Raw genomic sequence first — 15,646 nt, forward strand, 5'->3', positions numbered from 1 at the left:
CGGACGAAACCCTTATGCTGCTTTTGCTAAGGGGTCTGCGAGGGAAAAGCAATGCGTCCGTTTTATACACTGTTCTTACTGCCAGCCGTGATGGTGTCATGCTCGGTCAGGGCTGATCCTTACCAGATCAACCCGCAACTCAGCACGATTGTCTTGAACTGGCAGATGATCGGGCGCGGGACTTATCATGCCAGGATCAGCGGCGTGAACGGCAGGCTGACCTTCTCCCCCAGCGATGATACCCGCGATACTTTGCAGGCCGCGATGCCGATTAACCGGCTGGATGCTCATCACCGGCTGCTCACGCTGGCGTTGAAAAGCCGAACTTTCTTTGATGCTGCACAGTATCCGGACGCAGTATTTAGCAGTAGCCGATTGGTGGCTCTGGGGGAGGGGCGTTATCGAGTGTTTGGCAGTTTGCAAATCAAAAACCAGCGCCGCCCATTGATCCTCTACGCCCAACAATCCTCGGTCTCGGCACAGCGTCTGCGCCTGTCGGCACAAACCACTGTCTCTCGCAGTGACTTTGGCATGGGCCAGTATCCGCTGCTGGTCAGTGATCGTATCGGCGTCGAAATTGTGTTGTATGCCGACCGACAACCCTAACCTTTCTCCTTACTGACCGCAGGTAGCCCTCGACGGCTTGACCATTAATCACTTTGCTAATTCTTTTATCAGATATCCTCAATTCAACTATCTAAGCCACTAAATGATATTTCCCTGGCTTTGTTTGGCTTGTTAAAAATAATACCCACAATCACCTGGTAAGGTTACTGCCATGTCTTATGAGTTAGGTATTTTGGATAAGTGCCCAGTGAATGAGGGAGAAACGTCACAGCAGGCGCTATTAAATATGGTGGAACTGGTCCGTACTGCTGAACAATGGGGTTATCAACGATTCTGGATTGCTGAACACCATAATACTGAGGCGCTGGCCAGTCCGTCACCGGAAATATTAATTTCCTGGGCGTTGGCACATACCCATAAAATAAAAATCGGTTCCGGTGGTGTCATGCTACAGCATTATAGCCCGTATAAAGTGGCGGAAAACTTTAATGTATTAGCGTCACTCGCCCCGGGGCGTGTGGAACTGGGAATTGGCAAAGCGCCGGGTGGATTTCCGTTATCTACCCGTGCGTTGCAGGCGGCCAGGGATCCTGCCAAGCAGGGAACCTTCAGTGAACAACTGACGCTGCTTGACCAGTATTTGTCTCCTCGTCAGCGGACGGATACGGCAGACCCTCTACGGGCGACGCCGCTGCCGACTCAGGTCGCGCAACCCTATCTGCTGGGGGCCAGTCGCGACAGCGCACAATTGGCGGTGGATCTAGGCTGGCAGTTTGTGTTTGCTGCCCATCTGAACGGTGATCGAGGTTTACTGAGTGAATTCAGTCAATTCTGGAAGGCGAACAGTCGACAGCCGCTGATCATTGCCCTGCAGGTGATCGTCAGTGAAGAGGCTAAACACGCCGAAAAGCAGGCGCAGCAGCTACAGTTGTGGCAAGTGACCTTGGAAAATGGGCAACATGTGACGGTCGGCAGTGAAGCCCAAGCGGAGACGTTTCGCCGGCAAAGCGATGTGCCGGTACAGGCGATCAATCGCAAACCCACCGCAGTACTGGCGGGGTCGCCGTCACAGGTCCTCGCCGAACTGGATGCGCTGCATCAGCAGTTTGCCATTGACGAGTTTATGTTGGATATCCCGCTAACGGACCCTCAGGCTAGACAAGAGACGCTACGTTTACTGGCGAACGAAAAACAGAAAAAAATCCCCTGTTGCGAGGCAGCTAATAAACCGGCGCTCACAATAGGCTGATACCTGGCCGTAGAATAACCTACCACCGTTAATAACCCGATAAATACGCCACGATTGTCTTTTTATTTACTGATTCAGTAAGGGGTGAGTATGTCTGCAATAAAGCAATTACGATTAGGCACTATGATACACGGTGCTTCCGGAAATATGTCCGCATGGCGTCATCCAGCCGTGGTCTCCGATGCCAGTATTAATATTGAATTCGCCAAACAAACAGCGAAAAAAGCAGAGCAGGGTAAGTTTGATTTTATATTTGTTGCTGATGGCCTTTATATTAATGAAAAATCTGTTCCGCATTTTTTAAATCGCTTTGAGCCACTGACGCTATTATCTGCGTTATCCGGTGCCACTCAGCATATTGGTCTGGTGGCGACCGTGTCCACCTCTTACAGCGACCCATTTACGGTGGCGCGGCAGTTTGCCAGCCTTGATCACCTCAGTGGTGGTCGTGCGGGGTGGAATGTCGTCACCTCGCCACTGGAAGGCTCTGCCAAAAATTACTCCCGCGACAGCCACCCTGAGCATGCCCTGCGTTATCGCATTGCCGATGAATATTTGGATGTGGTGAAAGGGCTATGGGATTCCTGGGAAGAGGATGCCTTTATCCGCGATAAGCAGAGCGGCGTCTTCTTCGATAAAAACAAACTGCATGCTCTCGACCATCACGGCGAATACTTTCATGTGGCTGGGCCGTTAAATATCGGCAGAACGCCTCAGGGGCGGCCGATTGTCTTCCAAGCGGGCGCCTCACAGGACGGTAAAAAGCTGGCTGCCAAACATGCGGATGCGATTTTTACCCATCACAGCAGCTTCGAAGAGGCACAGCAGTTCTATCGCGAGGTGAAACAATCCGTGGCAGAGCATGGGCGTGACCCTGAACAGTTACATATTTTCCAAGGCGTACCTGTCATTGTCGGTGACAGTGACCAGGATGTTGAACGGCAGTATCAACAGACCGCAGCGCTGGTGTCGATAAAGGATGCCCTCAATTACCTAGGCCGCTTCTTCGATCACCATGACTTCAGTCAGTATCCGCTGGATGAACCCTTCCCGGAAATTGGTGAGCTGGGCGGTAACAGCTTCCGCAGCACCACTGATCATATTAAAACCCAGGCGCGGCAACGGCAGTTAACTCTGCGTCAGGTTGCACTGGAAACCGCCACGCCACGGCCGGTGTTTCATGGCACTCCAGAGCAGGTCGCGGACGGGTTGCAGCAATGGTTCGAAGGTCAGGCGGCGGACGGTTTTATTATCCAAGGCGGAACACCTGAAGTGTTCCCACGTTTTGTTGACCAAGTGGTGCCGATCCTCCAGGCGAGAGGCATTTTTCGTCGCGACTACCCAGGTAAAACCCTGCGTGACTCTTTTTCATTAGCTCATCCCGATAACCGTTTCACCCGCGTAGAAGCCACACAGGAGTCGTTATGAAAGGATTAATTCTCAGCCCGCTAGCACTGTTGCTGGCTACGGCGACCAGCTTGCCAGCAATCGCAGCAGATGTACGTATTAACCAGACTGAGATCAATTTGGCGGCCAATGCGGTGCCGATACATACCCCCAGAAATCCACAGGCGATTGCGGAAATTCCTGCCGGTTATCACTTTGCCCATCCTGGCGAGTTTACCGTCGCGGAAAGTGGCTCCACTGAGCCGCCGCTCAGTGTGGTCGGTGACGATAATAAGACGCTACTGGGCAGTGAGCCGGATATCGCCCGTTTGGTGGCGGATAGCTTGGGACTGAAACTGCGTATTGTTCCCACCTCTTGGGATGACTGGCCGTTAGGGGTGGTCAGTGGCAAATACGATGCGGCGATCAACAATATTACCGTCACCCGCGAGCGCAAGAAGAAGTTTGATTTTGTCACCTACCGTAAGGATCTGCTGGCGTTTTACGTTAAAGACAACTCACGCATTAAGGCGATCACCAAACCGGCCGATATCGCCGGTCTGCGCATCATTGTCAGTTCTGGTACCAATCAGGAAGCCATTTTATTGGCCTGGGATAAACAAAACCGCAGTCATGGACTGGCGGCCTTTACCCCAGTCTATATCCAAGACGGTGCCAGCGAGACATTGACCCTACAGTCAGGCCGTGCCGATGCCTATTTTGGACCTCATGTATTGGGCGCTTGGAAAGCAGCGAAAAGCGGCAATGAAAGGTTAGTCGGATCGGTGGACGGTGGTTGGCCAGCCAGCGCGCACATTGCGGTGACCCTGAAAAAAGGCAGTGGACTGACAAAAGCGATTCAGACAGCCCTCAATGGTGTCATTGCTAACGGCGATTATCAGAAGGTGCTTAATCGCTGGGGAGAAGGACTGGAAGCCATTCCTGCTGCGGAAATCAACCCGCCAGGTCTCGGCGACTAGGAGGCACGATGGCTGAAACAGGTTTTAGAACCCTTTCCCCGGAGGCGGCAGAAGTTAAGCCGATCCTTCGGGGGCTGTTCGCTGAGTATTCACAACGTTATGGCGATTACTTCGCGGGGGATCGTGAACAGGATCCGGTATCCCGCTATCTGCCTCCACAGGGGCTGTTTCTGGTACTGGAAGAGCAGGGCCAGATCATCGCCACCGGGGCTTATAAGCCCTATAACGCGACAACCGCAGAGATTAAACGTATTTGGACCGCGCCAGCCTTGCGTGGCCAGGGCATTGCTCAACGAATGGTTCGGCAACTGGAACAGCGTGCCCGTGAGGCCGGTTATCAGCATATTTATCTGACCACCGGTTTTCGCCAACCGGAAGCGGTAGCGCTCTACCTCTCGCTGGGCTATCAGCCCGGCTTTGATACGCAGCGTAACTTCGAAGAGTACAGCCTGCCGCCTTATGACGGGCGTTTACGCTTTACTAAATCTCTCGTTAATTCTGTGCCTACGGCCCCCGATGGAGTGACACACTATGGCTGAATTTCCCCGTACCCCGAAAATTATTCCGGCGCGTTATCCGTGGCGGATTGTTGGCACTCTGCTTTCTGTCATTATTTTTGCGGCGATCATCCAGTCGGTTGCGCTCAACCCGCGCTGGGAATGGCAGGTTTTTGCGCGCTGGTTCTTTAATCCGGTGATCCTGACCGGATTGGCACAGACGTTACTGCTGACCCTGTGCAGTGCGGTGCTAAGTGTCCTATTTGGCGGCATGCTCGCGATGGCGAGGATCTCCTCATCACCGCTACTGAATGCGCTAGCCTGGGGCTATATCTGGCTATTTCGCTCACTGCCGCTGATTGTGGTGCTGATTATTCTCTATAACTTCTCCTACCTCTACGACACCCTGTCAGTGGGCATTCCCTTTACGCCACTCAGTTGGGGACATTTCCAAACCATTAATGTGCTGGGACAGTTCCAGACGGCGGTCCTCGGACTAACCTTGGTGGAAAGTGCCTACATGGCGGAAATCATTAGGGGCGGTTTCCGAGCCGTGGACAGCGGGCAATATGAAGCGGCGGCGGCGTTGGGCCTGCCGGGCTGGAGACGGACTTGGCGCATTACCTTACCGCAGGCACTGCGCTCTATGGTGCCAACCGCCTTTAATGAAATTATCGGCTTGGTTAAAGGCACCTCGGTGGTCTATGTGCTCGCTATGCCGGAGCTCTTTTACACTATCCAAATGATTTATAACCGTAATCAGGAAGTGATCCCGCTACTGATGGTGGGGGCCTGCTGGTATCTGGTGATCACCAGCCTGTTAGCCGTCGCACAATTATGGATTGAGAAACATTTTGCCAGAAGTGAACGCCGTGCTGTGGCGACGCCGCGTCCGCGGTTAGCCGTGAAATGGTCGCTGGCCCTCAATCGTCGTCGTCACTCTCAGAGTACAGAGGTCTCTTATGTCCGAAATCACTAATTCGCGTGGCAGCATCTCCGTCAGTGGCGTGAGTAAGTCTTACGGCCACTTCCAAGCGCTGAAGAATATTAACCTTGAGGTCGCCCCAGGATCGGTGACGGTGATCATTGGCCCTTCTGGGTCGGGTAAATCCACCTTACTGCGCACCATTAATCATCTTGAAAAGCCGGATGCCGGGCTGATCCGCATAGATGAGGAATTTATGGGCTACCGTCAGAAAAACGGGGATTTGTATGAGCTCAAGGAAAAACAGTTACTCAAACAACGGATTAATGTCGGCTATGTGTTCCAAAACTTTAATTTATTCCCGCACCTTACGGTGCTAGAAAACCTCACCGAGGCTCCGGTGGTCCATAAGAAACTCACCCGTCCCCAGGCGGTAGCTCGCGCCGAAGCCCTGTTGCGTGCCGTTGGCCTTGAACACAAAAAAGAGGCCTGGTCTCGGCATCTGTCCGGCGGACAGCAACAGCGGGTGGCTATTGCGCGTGCGTTGGCCCTGGAACCGCGGGTCCTACTGTTTGATGAGCCGACCTCAGCGCTCGATCCTGAACTGGTGGGAGAGGTGCTGGAAGTGATCGCCAGCTTGGCAAAATCCGGCACTACGCTGGTGATCGTCACCCATGAAATCAACTTCGCCCGTCAGGTCGCCGACCAGGTGGTGTTTATGGTGGATGGAGAGATCGTTGAGCAGGGCGACTGTGAACAGGTGTTAAATCAGCCCCAGCATCCGAGGACGCGGGAATTTCTGGCCAGTGTACTGTAAGGAGTAAACCATGCCACGCTTTCAGCTGGCCCACTACGGGCTAGTCGTACTGATGACGGTGACCGCGGGCAACGCCGCGGCCAAGGCGTTAGATCCCGCCAATAATCTGATGCCGCTCGATACCAAGGCCTCTCCGGCAGCGATAAAGCTGATCCCCGCTGGCTTCCATTTTGCGCATCCGGGAGAACTGACCGTGGCGATCTCGGCGCAGAATGCGCCGCCACTGGCATTACTTGGGGCGGATAATAAAACCCGTATTGGCAGTGATCCCGATATTGCTCGGCTGTTGGCCGATGGTCTCGGCTTACGCTTACGCTTGGTGCCGGTATCTTGGGAAAACTGGCCGCTGGGCATTGCCAGTGGCCGTTATGATGCAGCGCTGGTCAATATTGCGGTCACCGAAGATCGCAAGAAGAAGTATGACTTTGCCACCTACCGTACCGACTCGCTGGCCTTTAGTGTCAGGAAAAACAGTCCGATCCGCAGCATTCATCAGCCACAGGATGTGTCTGGCTTAAAAGTGGTGGTCGGTTCTGGCACCAATCAGGAGCGTATTCTGCTGGGCTGGAATCAACAGGATATTCAGCACCACCTTGCGCCGGCGATACCGGTCTATCTGACCGATGATGCTGCCCAGTCACTGGCGTTGCTGTCAGGACGGGTCGATGTGATTTTTGGCCCGCAGTCAGCGGCTGCTTATAAGGCTGCACTGAACGGTGAGACTCGTGTTGTCGGGCTTGGGCCGAAACTGGCTCAGGTGGCGGTCACCACTAAAAAGGGTAATGGTCTGGTTTTCGCCCTGCAGGCAGCATTGAACAGCAGTATTCAGAATGGCAGCTATCAACAGGCCTTGGCCCGCTGGGGACTGGAAGATGCGGCGATTAAGACCTCTCAGGTTAACCCGCCCGGTATTACCTATTAAGCCTCGACGAGACACTGCAATATCAGTAAAAACGGAGGCATCAGCCTCCGTCCGTGAATGACTACTTACTGCTATCTCCCCGCATTTTCGGGTCTAGCGCATCCCGCAGGCCGTCTCCCAACAGGTTAAATGCCAGTACCGTCAGGAAAATTGCCAAGCAGGGAAAGATAGCCACATGGGGTGCCATCACCATATCGGCTCGGGCTTCGTTGAGCATCGCGCCCCATTCTGGGGTAGGCGGTTGTGCGCCTAGACCGATAAACGACAGGCTGGCAGCGCTGATAATCGAAATACCGATACGCATCGTGAAATAGACCACGATCGACGATAGCGTGCCGGGCAGGATATGGCGGAACAGAATATGGCTGTCGGAGGCACCAATACTGCGCGCCGACTCGATAAACGTCTGACGTTTCAGTACTAGGGTATTACCGCGTACCAACCGGGCAAACGCAGGCACACTGAACACCGCCACCGCCAAGATCACATCGGTCATACCGCTGCCCATGATCGCCACAATGGCGATCGCCAGCAGAATACCGGGAAAGGCAAACAGTACATCGCAGATACGCATAATGATGCGGTCACACCAGCCTTCATAGTAACCGGCAATCAGCCCAAGTACCGTGCCAATCAATGAGCCGATCGCTACCGAAAACACCCCAGCCAGTAGCGAAATGCGGGTACCGACCAGCACGCGGCTGAAAATATCCCGCCCCAGAGAGTCGACCCCGAACCAGTGCACCAGTGTCGGTCCCTGATCTAACCGGTCATAATCAAAATAATTTTCGGCATCGTAGGGGCTGATCCAGGGCGCAATAACCGCCAGGATCAGTAATAACAAAATAAACACGGCGGCGGCGATAGCCACCGGTTGTTGCCGGAAGCGGTGGAGAAACTCACGCCACGGGGTACAGGGCCGGTGCTCGCTGAGCACCGGCATGGCATTCAGTGCCGCATTACGTCGCCAGTTTTTCATGGTGGTCCCTCAGCGGTAACGGATCGCCGGGTTAATGGCTGCGTACAGCAGATCAACCAGCAGATTGATAAGAATAAATTCAAAGGAGAACAGCAGCACTTCCGCCTGGATCACTGGGTAATCCCGCATCGACACGGAATCAATCAGTAAGCGTCCCAATCCCGGCCAGTTAAACACCACTTCCACCACGATAGAGCCACCCAGTAGGAAACCGAATTGCAGTCCCATCATGGTGACCACAGGGATCATGGCATTGCGTAGGCCGTGCTTAAAGATCACCGATAATTCAGAGGCCCCTTTGGCGCGAGCGGTGCGCATATAATCCTCACGCATCACTTCAATAAACGAGGAACGGGTAAAGCGGGCCATCACTGCGGCGACACCGGCCCCGAGGGTCAATGACGGCAGGATATAGTGCTGCCAACTGCCAGCACCGACCGTCGGCAGCCAGCCAAGCTGTACCGAGAAAATCTGCATCAGCAACATACCGAGGGCAAAGGCTGGGAAGGAGATCCCAGAGACCGCCAATAACATGCCCAGTTTATCCGGCCAGCGGTTATGCCACACTGCGGAAATAAGCCCAGTGATCAGTCCGAACACACAGGCCCAGGCCATGCTGGTCAGGGTCAGCAGCAGGGTCGGCATAAAGCGCATGCCGATTTCTTCCGTCACGGGACGTTTCGAGACCATCGACTGTCCCAAGTTACCGTGTACCAGATTGACCAAATAATTCCAGAATTGCTGGGGTAACGGTAAATCTAGCCCTAGCTGATGGCGTACCATCGCCACCACGCTTTCATCGGCATCCGGGCCGGCCTGCAATCGCGCGGGATCACCCGGCAGCAGGTGGACAAACATAAACACCAGCACCGCGACAATGATCATCGTTGGGATCATACCGAGCAGACGTTTGATAAAATAGTTAAGCATTCACAGTCCTGATGAAAGGGGCAGGCGTTGCCGCCTGCCCGGTCGAGTTACTTCAGATCCGCATCGTCGAAATCAAAGGAGGTATCCGGCATCACATAAAACCCAGTCAGGTTTTTGTTGTTGGCAGAAACCAGTTTTTCCACCGCCAGTGGGATCCACGGCTGATCGTGCCAGATACGATCCTGCGCATCTTTGTACAGGGCCGCTTTTTCATTGTCATTGGTGGTTTTCAGGGCATCCGCTAAGTCTTTATCCACCTGTGGGTTGCTGTAGAACGCGGTGTTAAAGATCGCCGGTGTCCAAGATGAGGTGGCAAACAGCGGAGTCAGTGCCCAGTCGGCTTCGCCAGTAGAGGCCGACCAGCCGGTGTAGAACATTCTGACGGCACTGTCTTTCTGATCCTTATCCTCCACCTGAGCGGCACGCTGACCGGCATCCATAGCGGTAACCTGCACTTTTACACCGACCTGTGCCAACTGCTGCTGGGTAAACTGCAACACTTTTTGGGCAGTGGTGTAGTTATGCGAGGACCAAAGGGTGGTAGAGAACCCGTTCGGATAACCCGCTTCCTTCAGCAGTTCACGGGCTTTGGCCGGGTTATATTCTGGGGCCGGGAAGCTCTGCGCATAGGCAATCGACGGTGGCACAATGCCGGTTGCTGGGGTCGCAAAGCCGGAGAAGGCCACTTTTACCAGCGCCTGACGGTTGATGGCGTAGTTCAGGGCTTCACGCACTTTCGGGTCATTAAATGGCTTTTGTGTGACGTTCAGGCTGATATAACGCTGCATAATCGACGGAGAGGTCACGACATCCAGCTTGTTATCACGTTCCAGGATAGGGGCTTGCTCATACGGGATCGGGAAGGCAAAGGTCGCTTCGCCGGTCTGCAGCATGGCAGCACGGGTGTTGTTATCCACCACTGGACGCCAAGTGATTTCATCCAGTTTCGGATAGCCTTTTTTCCAGTAGCCGTCCCATTTCTTCACTTTCATATCATCAGTCTGGTTCCAGCTTACGAACTGGTAAGGACCGGTGCCGACCGGATGGAAACCGATCTGATTGCCGTATTTTTTCAGGGCAGCTGGGGAGATCATCACCGCCGCTGGGTGAGCCAGGCTATTGATAAAAGGTGAGAAAGGCTGTTTCAGCACCACTTTCACGGTTAACGGATCCACCACCTCGGTGTGGGCGATATATTTGAACAGGTTATAGCGCTTCAGATGGTTGGCTGGGTTGCTGGCACGGTCCAAGTTCACCTTAACCGCTTCGGCATTAAAGTCGGTGCCGTCTTGGAATTTCACCCCAGGACGCAGTTTGAAGGTATAGGTCAGGCCATCTTTGCTGACGGTATAGCTTTCCGCCAACACGTTTTCCAGCTTCATGTTTTTATCGAAGCCAAACAGCCCCTGATAAAACGATTTTGCCACCGCTTGGGACAGCGTATCGTTAGCGTCATACGGGTCCATGGTGGTGAAATTGGACATCACCGCAACCACAATATCTTTGGCGGCAAAGGCGGGCATGGAAGCGGCGCTGCTGCCGATAAGACCGGCGGCAATCAGCCATTTTGCTGTTTTCTGATGCATAGTCCTGCTCCTGTCGATATTTTTATTCCCGCTGCCGGCGGCAGCAGGTGGGTGAGTGCTTCACTCAGCGAGCCTGATGACCGGTAGTGGCGACAAAATGCTGCTCAGATACCGGGATCAGAGAAACCCGTTGCGGCGCTTCGCCGCGACGGAAGATAGCACCGGGCTGATCATCGGCCCGGAGTTTCACTGCATGGCGCGGGGCATCGGGATCGGCCACCGGCACCGCTGACATCAACTTGCGGGTATAGGGATGTTGCGGGTTTTCAAATACCGCCTGACGGGGTCCGATCTCCACAATCTGCCCTTGGTACATCACCGCCACACGGTGGCTAATCCGTTCTACCACCGCCATATCGTGGGAGATAAACAGAAAGGCGATCCCGTATTCCTGTTGCAGATCCATCATCAGATTAATAATGCGTGCTTGTACCGACACATCTAGCGCCGACACGGATTCATCGGCAATCACCACTTTCGGATTGAGGGCCAGCGCACGGGCGATACAGATCCTTTGGCGTTGGCCTCCGGAGAACTCATGGGGATAGCGGGCCGCATGTTCAGCCTGTAAGCCGACCCTGACCAGTAACTCTTCGGCACGCTTGGCGGCCGCGTCTTTATCCATCACCTTATGCACCAGCAGCGGCTCCATAATCGAGTAACCGACCGACTGGCGTGGATCGAGAGAGGCGTAAGGGTCTTGGAAAATAAACTGAATATCACGGCGTAGGTGAGCCAATGCTGGGCCTGAGAGGGTATCAATGCGTTGGCCATTAAAGGTGACGGTGCCCGCTTGGCTTTCGACCAGTCGCAGCAGTGAACGCCCAGTGGTGGACTTCCCGCAGCCGGATTCACCGACCAGTGCCAGAGTTTCTCCAGCACGCAGATCAAAGCTAATATGTTCCACCGCATGTACTTGACGTTGCACACGATTCAACCAACCGCCACGGATATCAAAGCGGGTCACCAAATCACGGACTTGCAGCACCGGCGGCAGATCATGGCGTACCGTATCCGGTTGCATTTGCTGGTGGGCCGCTTCCCCCGGTAAGTCAAACTTGGCTGGCAGTGGCCGACCGTGCATTGCTCCAAGGCGCGGCACAGCAGCCAGCAGGGCGCGGGTATACTCCTGCTGAGGTTGAGTAAATAGCTGGCGTAGCGGGGCGGATTCAACCTGATGGCCACGGTGCATCACTGTCACGGTATCGGCCATTTCGGCCACCACTCCCATATCGTGGGTGATAAAAATCACCCCCATATGCATCTCTTGCTGCAGTTCACGGATCAGCTCGAGGATCTGGGCTTGAATGGTGACATCCAGCGCGGTGGTGGGTTCATCGGCAATCAGCAGAGCGGGTCGGCAACTGAGCGCCATGGCAATTACCACACGTTGACGCATTCCCCCTGACAGTTGATGGGGATAACGTTTCATGGTCTCTGCCGCCGCCGGAATACGCACTTTATCCAGCAGATCTTTGGCTTCACGCCATGCCTGAGTGGCCGTTTTACCTTGATGCAAACGCAGGGATTCAGCGATCTGTTCGCCGACGGTAAACACCGGATTCAGGGAGGTCATCGGTTCTTGAAAGATCATCGCGATATCTGCGCCGCGGATCCGACGTAATTGCTGCTGATCGCTGTGGATCAGATCGATAAGATCGCCATTACGGCGGCGCAACCAGCTTTCACCGGATACCTGCCCACCGGCCTGCTGAATAAGCCCCATCAGTGCCAGTGAAGTCACCGACTTTCCGGAACCGGACTCACCGACCAGCGCCACGGTCTCACCATGACTGACCGATAAACAAAGCCGATCCACGGCGGTAAACATTTTATTATTCTGGCGGAAAGCGATATGCAGATCCTCAGCCAGCAATACCCTGTCAGGGTCATGGAGCATGGTATTTTTGAGATCAGGCATTATCATGGCTCCTTAGCGCTGAGGGTCGCGGTAGATGGCGACCTGCGGAGGATCATTGTCGACCGCAGAGGCGCGGTACATGCCTTCACTGTTAAACGGCAAGGCGATATGCCCGTTCGCATCGATGGCGATCAAGCCTCCTTCACCCCCCATCTCACCCAGCGTCTGCATCAGATGCTGACAGGCCGTATCCAGCGAACGACCGGCATAGTTGAGCTGTGCTGAAACGTCGTAACCGGCCTGGGCGCGGATAAACACTTCACCGGTACCGGTGCAAGAGACTGCTACCGTTTTATCAGCATAGCATCCGGCTCCAGGCAGCGGCGTATCGCCCACTCGGCCAACCCGTTTATTGGTCATGCCACCGGTAGAGGTGGCTGCGGCCAGATTCCCGGCGGCGTCGAGGGCCACTGCGCCAACGGTACCAAACTTATTTTTCGGGTCGATGGGGTCGCCACTTTCCAGTGCTGCGGCCCCTTGGTGATCCAGCACGATATCGTCCTGCTGCAGGGCCTGCTGTAACTGTGCGAAACGCTCAGGAGTAGAGTAAAAGTCACTGGAGACCTGCTCCAGCCCCTGCTCGGCCGCAAAGGCATCGGCACCGGGACCAGCCAGTAAGACGTGAGGGCTATTTTCCATGACCGCTCTGGCGGCCAGTACCGGATTGCGAACCCGGGTTACACCCGCCACAGCACCGGCTTGGCGGTTGTGGCCGTCCATTACGCAGGCATCCAACTCGTGAGTACCTGCATGGGTGAAGACTGACCCTTTACCCGCATTAAACAGCGGGCATTCTTCCAGTAACCTTACCGCTTCTGTTACTGCTTCCAGGGCAGTACCACCGGAAGTAAGTACTTGCTGACCGGCGGTAATAATATCCTGCAGTGCCTGGCGGTACTGCTGTTCCTTTTCAGGGCTGAGAGCGCGACGGGTAATGGTACCAGCCCCCCCGTGTATCGCGATAGCTGTCGTCAAGTGTTATCCCTTCCCGTTCCCGGAGAGCTGTGAGAGTGTCTGCTTATAGAGCGGTCATTTTTTATATTTTTTTTGACTATAAAAACTATAGACGGGGTTGTAAATAGCGGCCATCCAATCCTGGTAATAACTTTTTCCTATGGATGATAACTGAGGCTTATTAGGGGAAGGGCGTGAGGCACAGGCCGCCTGAACAGCGGCCTACAGGGTGATCATGTTGCCAGTTGCGGGACGGCGAAGCGGCGGTTCTCCAATACTGGTAATACCTCGCGGGCATACGCCAGGCGGGCTTTATCCAAATCGGCAAAAATCAGTGCCGGAGCTTCCGCTGCGCTGGCAATCACTACGCCAAGGGGGTCGGCCACTAAGCTGTGACCGATATTTTTCGGCCCACATTCACCGACCGCCAGCATATAACAGGTATTTTCCAATGCGCGGGTGGTGGTCAGCATCTGCCAGTGTTGCTCTTTCAATGGCCCACGTAACCATGCAGAGGGCAGCAGCAGCACTTCAGCACCGTGTAGCGCCAATGCCCGTGCCAGTTCAGGGAAACGTACGTCATAGCAGGTCATCAGCCCGACTTGAAAACCAGCCACCTCGATTAACGGCGGGATCTGCTCGCCGGCATTAACCCGTGCCGATTCCTGCACGGAAAAGGCATCATAGAGATGCAGCTTTTCATAGCGCGCAATAATCTCGCCCTGACGTAGGGCAAACAGAGTATTCACCGCCCGGTGTTCGGGGGCAGGAATGTGCATGGTAAAGACTATTGTCAGTGAGTGCTCGCTACTTGCTGCCCGTAGGGCTGTGAGGAACGGTCCATCGATGGGTTGGGCGGCATCAATCACAAAGCTGGGCTGAGTATTGTCCCGCGCCAAAATGGCTTCCGGTAGCACCAGCAAATCGGCACCCTGCTGCACCGCTTGGTGCATCAGTCTCTGACAAGTTTCAACGTTCTCCTGCCATTCACGGCTGACCGCGAATTGTCCGAGTGCAACTTTCATCATGCGCTGTTCCTGTACTGAGGGAGAGTAAATTATCTTAGAGAAAGGCAGGGCAGGCGACCAGTGCTTTATTCAGTGGCAGAGAGTAGCTCAGGGGTAAGTACTGTCAGGCCATCATGCTCACATTGAGCGGCCAGCGCTGGCGGTAGTGGCGTATCAGTGATCAGCGTATCGAAGCGGTCGAGAGAGGCTATCCGTGCCGGGCGTACCTTACCGAACTTGCTGCTGTCCAGCACCAATACTTTACGGGTAGCCCGTTGCAGCGCAAAGTGCTTCATGGCTAATTCATTATGATTAAAGCAGGTGACACCTTGCACCTCGTCCAGTCCAGCGGCGGAGATAAACGCCAACCCGGGACAAAAATCGTTTAATGGAGAGTCCGTAAGGCGGGGGGTAAAAATACCATTATCTGACTGAAATTCGCCACCGCTGAGGATCATCCGACACTGTTTTTTCTGCTGTAACGCCAAAAAACTGTTCATGGAGGCGGTCAGCGCGGTAAAGGACAGGCTGTCATCCAATGCTCGGATAATATGCGGAACGGTGCTACCACAGTCGAAAAATACCGTTTCATTGGCGGGGATCAGCGCCGCCGCCAACTGCGCAATCTGCTGCTTTTCAGCGATATGCTGTGTTTCTTGATCGGTGATAAAGTAGTGTTCCGGCCCGTGATCACGGGCCAGCACGATATAGCCGCCTAATAACAACAGTGGCTGCGGACCTTGGCTAAGGTCTCGGCGGATAGTCATCCCCGACACTTTGAGGAACTCCGCGGCTTGCTGTAAATGAAGACGGCCGTTTTTCTGGACAGATTGTAGCAATGCCTGTAGCCGCAACTCACGTTTGGTTTCCATCATTCCTTTCCCTGATGAATGGTCAGTGTCATACCTTAGGAGCCGCGCTTACTC

The 15,646-nt window shown here is 54.4% G+C and carries 15 protein-coding genes; 8 read left to right on the forward strand and 7 right to left on the reverse strand.

The features are described from left to right. The first annotated feature begins 51 nt into the window (after window positions 1–51). The 8 genes from DW47_RS0106715 (at window position 52) to DW47_RS0106750 (ending at window position 7,343) form a co-directional block, all read left to right on the forward strand. Window positions 52–606 carry a YceI family protein gene (locus tag DW47_RS0106715; protein ID WP_029685633.1) on the forward strand — a complete coding sequence of 185 codons (555 nt, stop codon included), beginning with the start codon at window positions 52–54 and terminating at the stop codon, window positions 604–606. Between the two features lie 172 nt (window positions 607–778). Continuing rightward, window positions 779–1,816 carry an MsnO8 family LLM class oxidoreductase gene (locus tag DW47_RS0106720; RefSeq protein ID WP_029685634.1) on the forward strand — a complete coding sequence of 346 codons (1,038 nt, stop codon included), beginning with the start codon at window positions 779–781 and terminating at the stop codon, window positions 1,814–1,816. A gap of 90 nt (window positions 1,817–1,906) precedes the next feature. Beyond that, a complete protein-coding gene (locus DW47_RS0106725) occupies window positions 1,907–3,244 on the forward strand; it encodes an LLM class flavin-dependent oxidoreductase (protein ID WP_029685636.1) in 1,338 nt (445 codons plus the stop codon). Next, window positions 3,241–4,182 carry an ABC transporter substrate-binding protein gene (locus DW47_RS0106730; protein ID WP_029685637.1) on the forward strand — a complete coding sequence of 314 codons (942 nt, stop codon included), beginning with the start codon at window positions 3,241–3,243 and terminating at the stop codon, window positions 4,180–4,182. Before DW47_RS0106725 ends, DW47_RS0106730 begins: the two co-directional genes overlap by 4 nt. 8 nt (window positions 4,183–4,190) lie before the next feature. Then, on the forward strand, window positions 4,191–4,721 hold the full coding sequence (locus DW47_RS0106735) for a GNAT family N-acetyltransferase (RefSeq protein ID WP_029685638.1): 531 nt from the start codon (window positions 4,191–4,193) through the stop codon (window positions 4,719–4,721). Then, on the forward strand, window positions 4,714–5,658 hold the full coding sequence (locus tag DW47_RS0106740; protein ID WP_029685639.1) for an amino acid ABC transporter permease: 945 nt from the start codon (window positions 4,714–4,716) through the stop codon (window positions 5,656–5,658). The genes DW47_RS0106735 and DW47_RS0106740 overlap by 8 nt, the downstream gene beginning before the upstream one ends. Further along, complete coding sequence (locus tag DW47_RS0106745) at window positions 5,651–6,421, forward strand: amino acid ABC transporter ATP-binding protein (protein ID WP_029685640.1); 771 nt, start codon at window positions 5,651–5,653, stop codon at window positions 6,419–6,421. The genes DW47_RS0106740 and DW47_RS0106745 overlap by 8 nt, the downstream gene beginning before the upstream one ends. 52 nt (window positions 6,422–6,473) lie before the next feature. Continuing rightward, on the forward strand, window positions 6,474–7,343 hold the full coding sequence (locus DW47_RS0106750; RefSeq protein ID WP_029685641.1) for a transporter substrate-binding domain-containing protein: 870 nt from the start codon (window positions 6,474–6,476) through the stop codon (window positions 7,341–7,343). Between the two features lie 61 nt (window positions 7,344–7,404). Here the strand turns inward: DW47_RS0106750 and gsiD are convergent, their stop codons facing one another. From gsiD to deoR, 7 genes are all read right to left on the reverse strand, one after another. Beyond that, complete coding sequence (gene gsiD / locus DW47_RS0106755; RefSeq protein ID WP_029685642.1) at window positions 7,405–8,322, reverse strand: glutathione ABC transporter permease GsiD; 918 nt, start codon at window positions 8,320–8,322, stop codon at window positions 7,405–7,407. Window positions 8,323–8,331: 9 nt separating this feature from the next. After that, window positions 8,332–9,252: a glutathione ABC transporter permease GsiC gene (gsiC, locus tag DW47_RS0106760; RefSeq protein ID WP_029685643.1), complete on the reverse strand. Its 921-nt coding sequence runs from the start codon at window positions 9,250–9,252 to the stop codon at window positions 8,332–8,334. 47 nt (window positions 9,253–9,299) lie between these two features. Further along, window positions 9,300–10,838, reverse strand: a complete 1,539-nt coding sequence (gene gsiB, locus DW47_RS0106765) for a glutathione ABC transporter substrate-binding protein GsiB (RefSeq protein WP_029685644.1) — start codon at window positions 10,836–10,838, stop codon at window positions 9,300–9,302. 64 nt (window positions 10,839–10,902) lie between these two features. Then, on the reverse strand, window positions 10,903–12,759 hold the full coding sequence (locus tag DW47_RS0106770; RefSeq protein ID WP_029685646.1) for a dipeptide ABC transporter ATP-binding protein: 1,857 nt from the start codon (window positions 12,757–12,759) through the stop codon (window positions 10,903–10,905). A 12-nt stretch (window positions 12,760–12,771) separates the two neighbouring features. After that, on the reverse strand, window positions 12,772–13,734 hold the full coding sequence (locus tag DW47_RS0106775; RefSeq protein ID WP_029685647.1) for an isoaspartyl peptidase/L-asparaginase family protein: 963 nt from the start codon (window positions 13,732–13,734) through the stop codon (window positions 12,772–12,774). Window positions 13,735–13,946: 212 nt separating this feature from the next. Beyond that, entirely contained in the window at window positions 13,947–14,738 is a 792-nt protein-coding gene (locus tag DW47_RS0106780) for a deaminated glutathione amidase (protein ID WP_029685648.1), read from the reverse strand. Window positions 14,739–14,806: 68 nt separating this feature from the next. Beyond that, window positions 14,807–15,592: a DNA-binding transcriptional repressor DeoR gene (gene deoR / locus DW47_RS0106785; protein ID WP_029685649.1), complete on the reverse strand. Its 786-nt coding sequence runs from the start codon at window positions 15,590–15,592 to the stop codon at window positions 14,807–14,809. Window positions 15,593–15,646 lie beyond the last annotated feature (54 nt).

Origin of the sequence: Tatumella saanichensis (genome assembly GCF_000439375.1) — a bacterium.
Classification (GTDB): Bacteria; Pseudomonadota; Gammaproteobacteria; order Enterobacterales; family Enterobacteriaceae; genus Tatumella; species Tatumella saanichensis.

Coding starts and splice junctions, on each gene's coding strand:
- DW47_RS0106780 (WP_029685648.1), bottom strand. CDS start 14,738: ATGAAAGTTGCACTCGGACAATTCGCGGTCAGCCGTGAATGGCAGGAG.
- gsiC (WP_029685643.1), bottom strand. CDS start 9,252: ATGCTTAACTATTTTATCAAACGTCTGCTCGGTATGATCCCAACGATG.
- DW47_RS0106730 (WP_029685637.1), top strand. CDS start 3,241: ATGAAAGGATTAATTCTCAGCCCGCTAGCACTGTTGCTGGCTACGGCG.
- gsiB (WP_029685644.1), bottom strand. CDS start 10,838: ATGCATCAGAAAACAGCAAAATGGCTGATTGCCGCCGGTCTTATCGGC.
- DW47_RS0106720 (WP_029685634.1), top strand. CDS start 779: ATGTCTTATGAGTTAGGTATTTTGGATAAGTGCCCAGTGAATGAGGGA.
- DW47_RS0106725 (WP_029685636.1), top strand. CDS start 1,907: ATGTCTGCAATAAAGCAATTACGATTAGGCACTATGATACACGGTGCT.
- deoR (WP_029685649.1), bottom strand. CDS start 15,592: ATGGAAACCAAACGTGAGTTGCGGCTACAGGCATTGCTACAATCTGTC.
- DW47_RS0106770 (WP_029685646.1), bottom strand. CDS start 12,759: ATGCCTGATCTCAAAAATACCATGCTCCATGACCCTGACAGGGTATTG.
- DW47_RS0106750 (WP_029685641.1), top strand. CDS start 6,474: ATGACGGTGACCGCGGGCAACGCCGCGGCCAAGGCGTTAGATCCCGCC.
- gsiD (WP_029685642.1), bottom strand. CDS start 8,322: ATGAAAAACTGGCGACGTAATGCGGCACTGAATGCCATGCCGGTGCTC.
- DW47_RS0106735 (WP_029685638.1), top strand. CDS start 4,191: ATGGCTGAAACAGGTTTTAGAACCCTTTCCCCGGAGGCGGCAGAAGTT.
- DW47_RS0106740 (WP_029685639.1), top strand. CDS start 4,714: ATGGCTGAATTTCCCCGTACCCCGAAAATTATTCCGGCGCGTTATCCG.
- DW47_RS0106715 (WP_029685633.1), top strand. CDS start 52: ATGCGTCCGTTTTATACACTGTTCTTACTGCCAGCCGTGATGGTGTCA.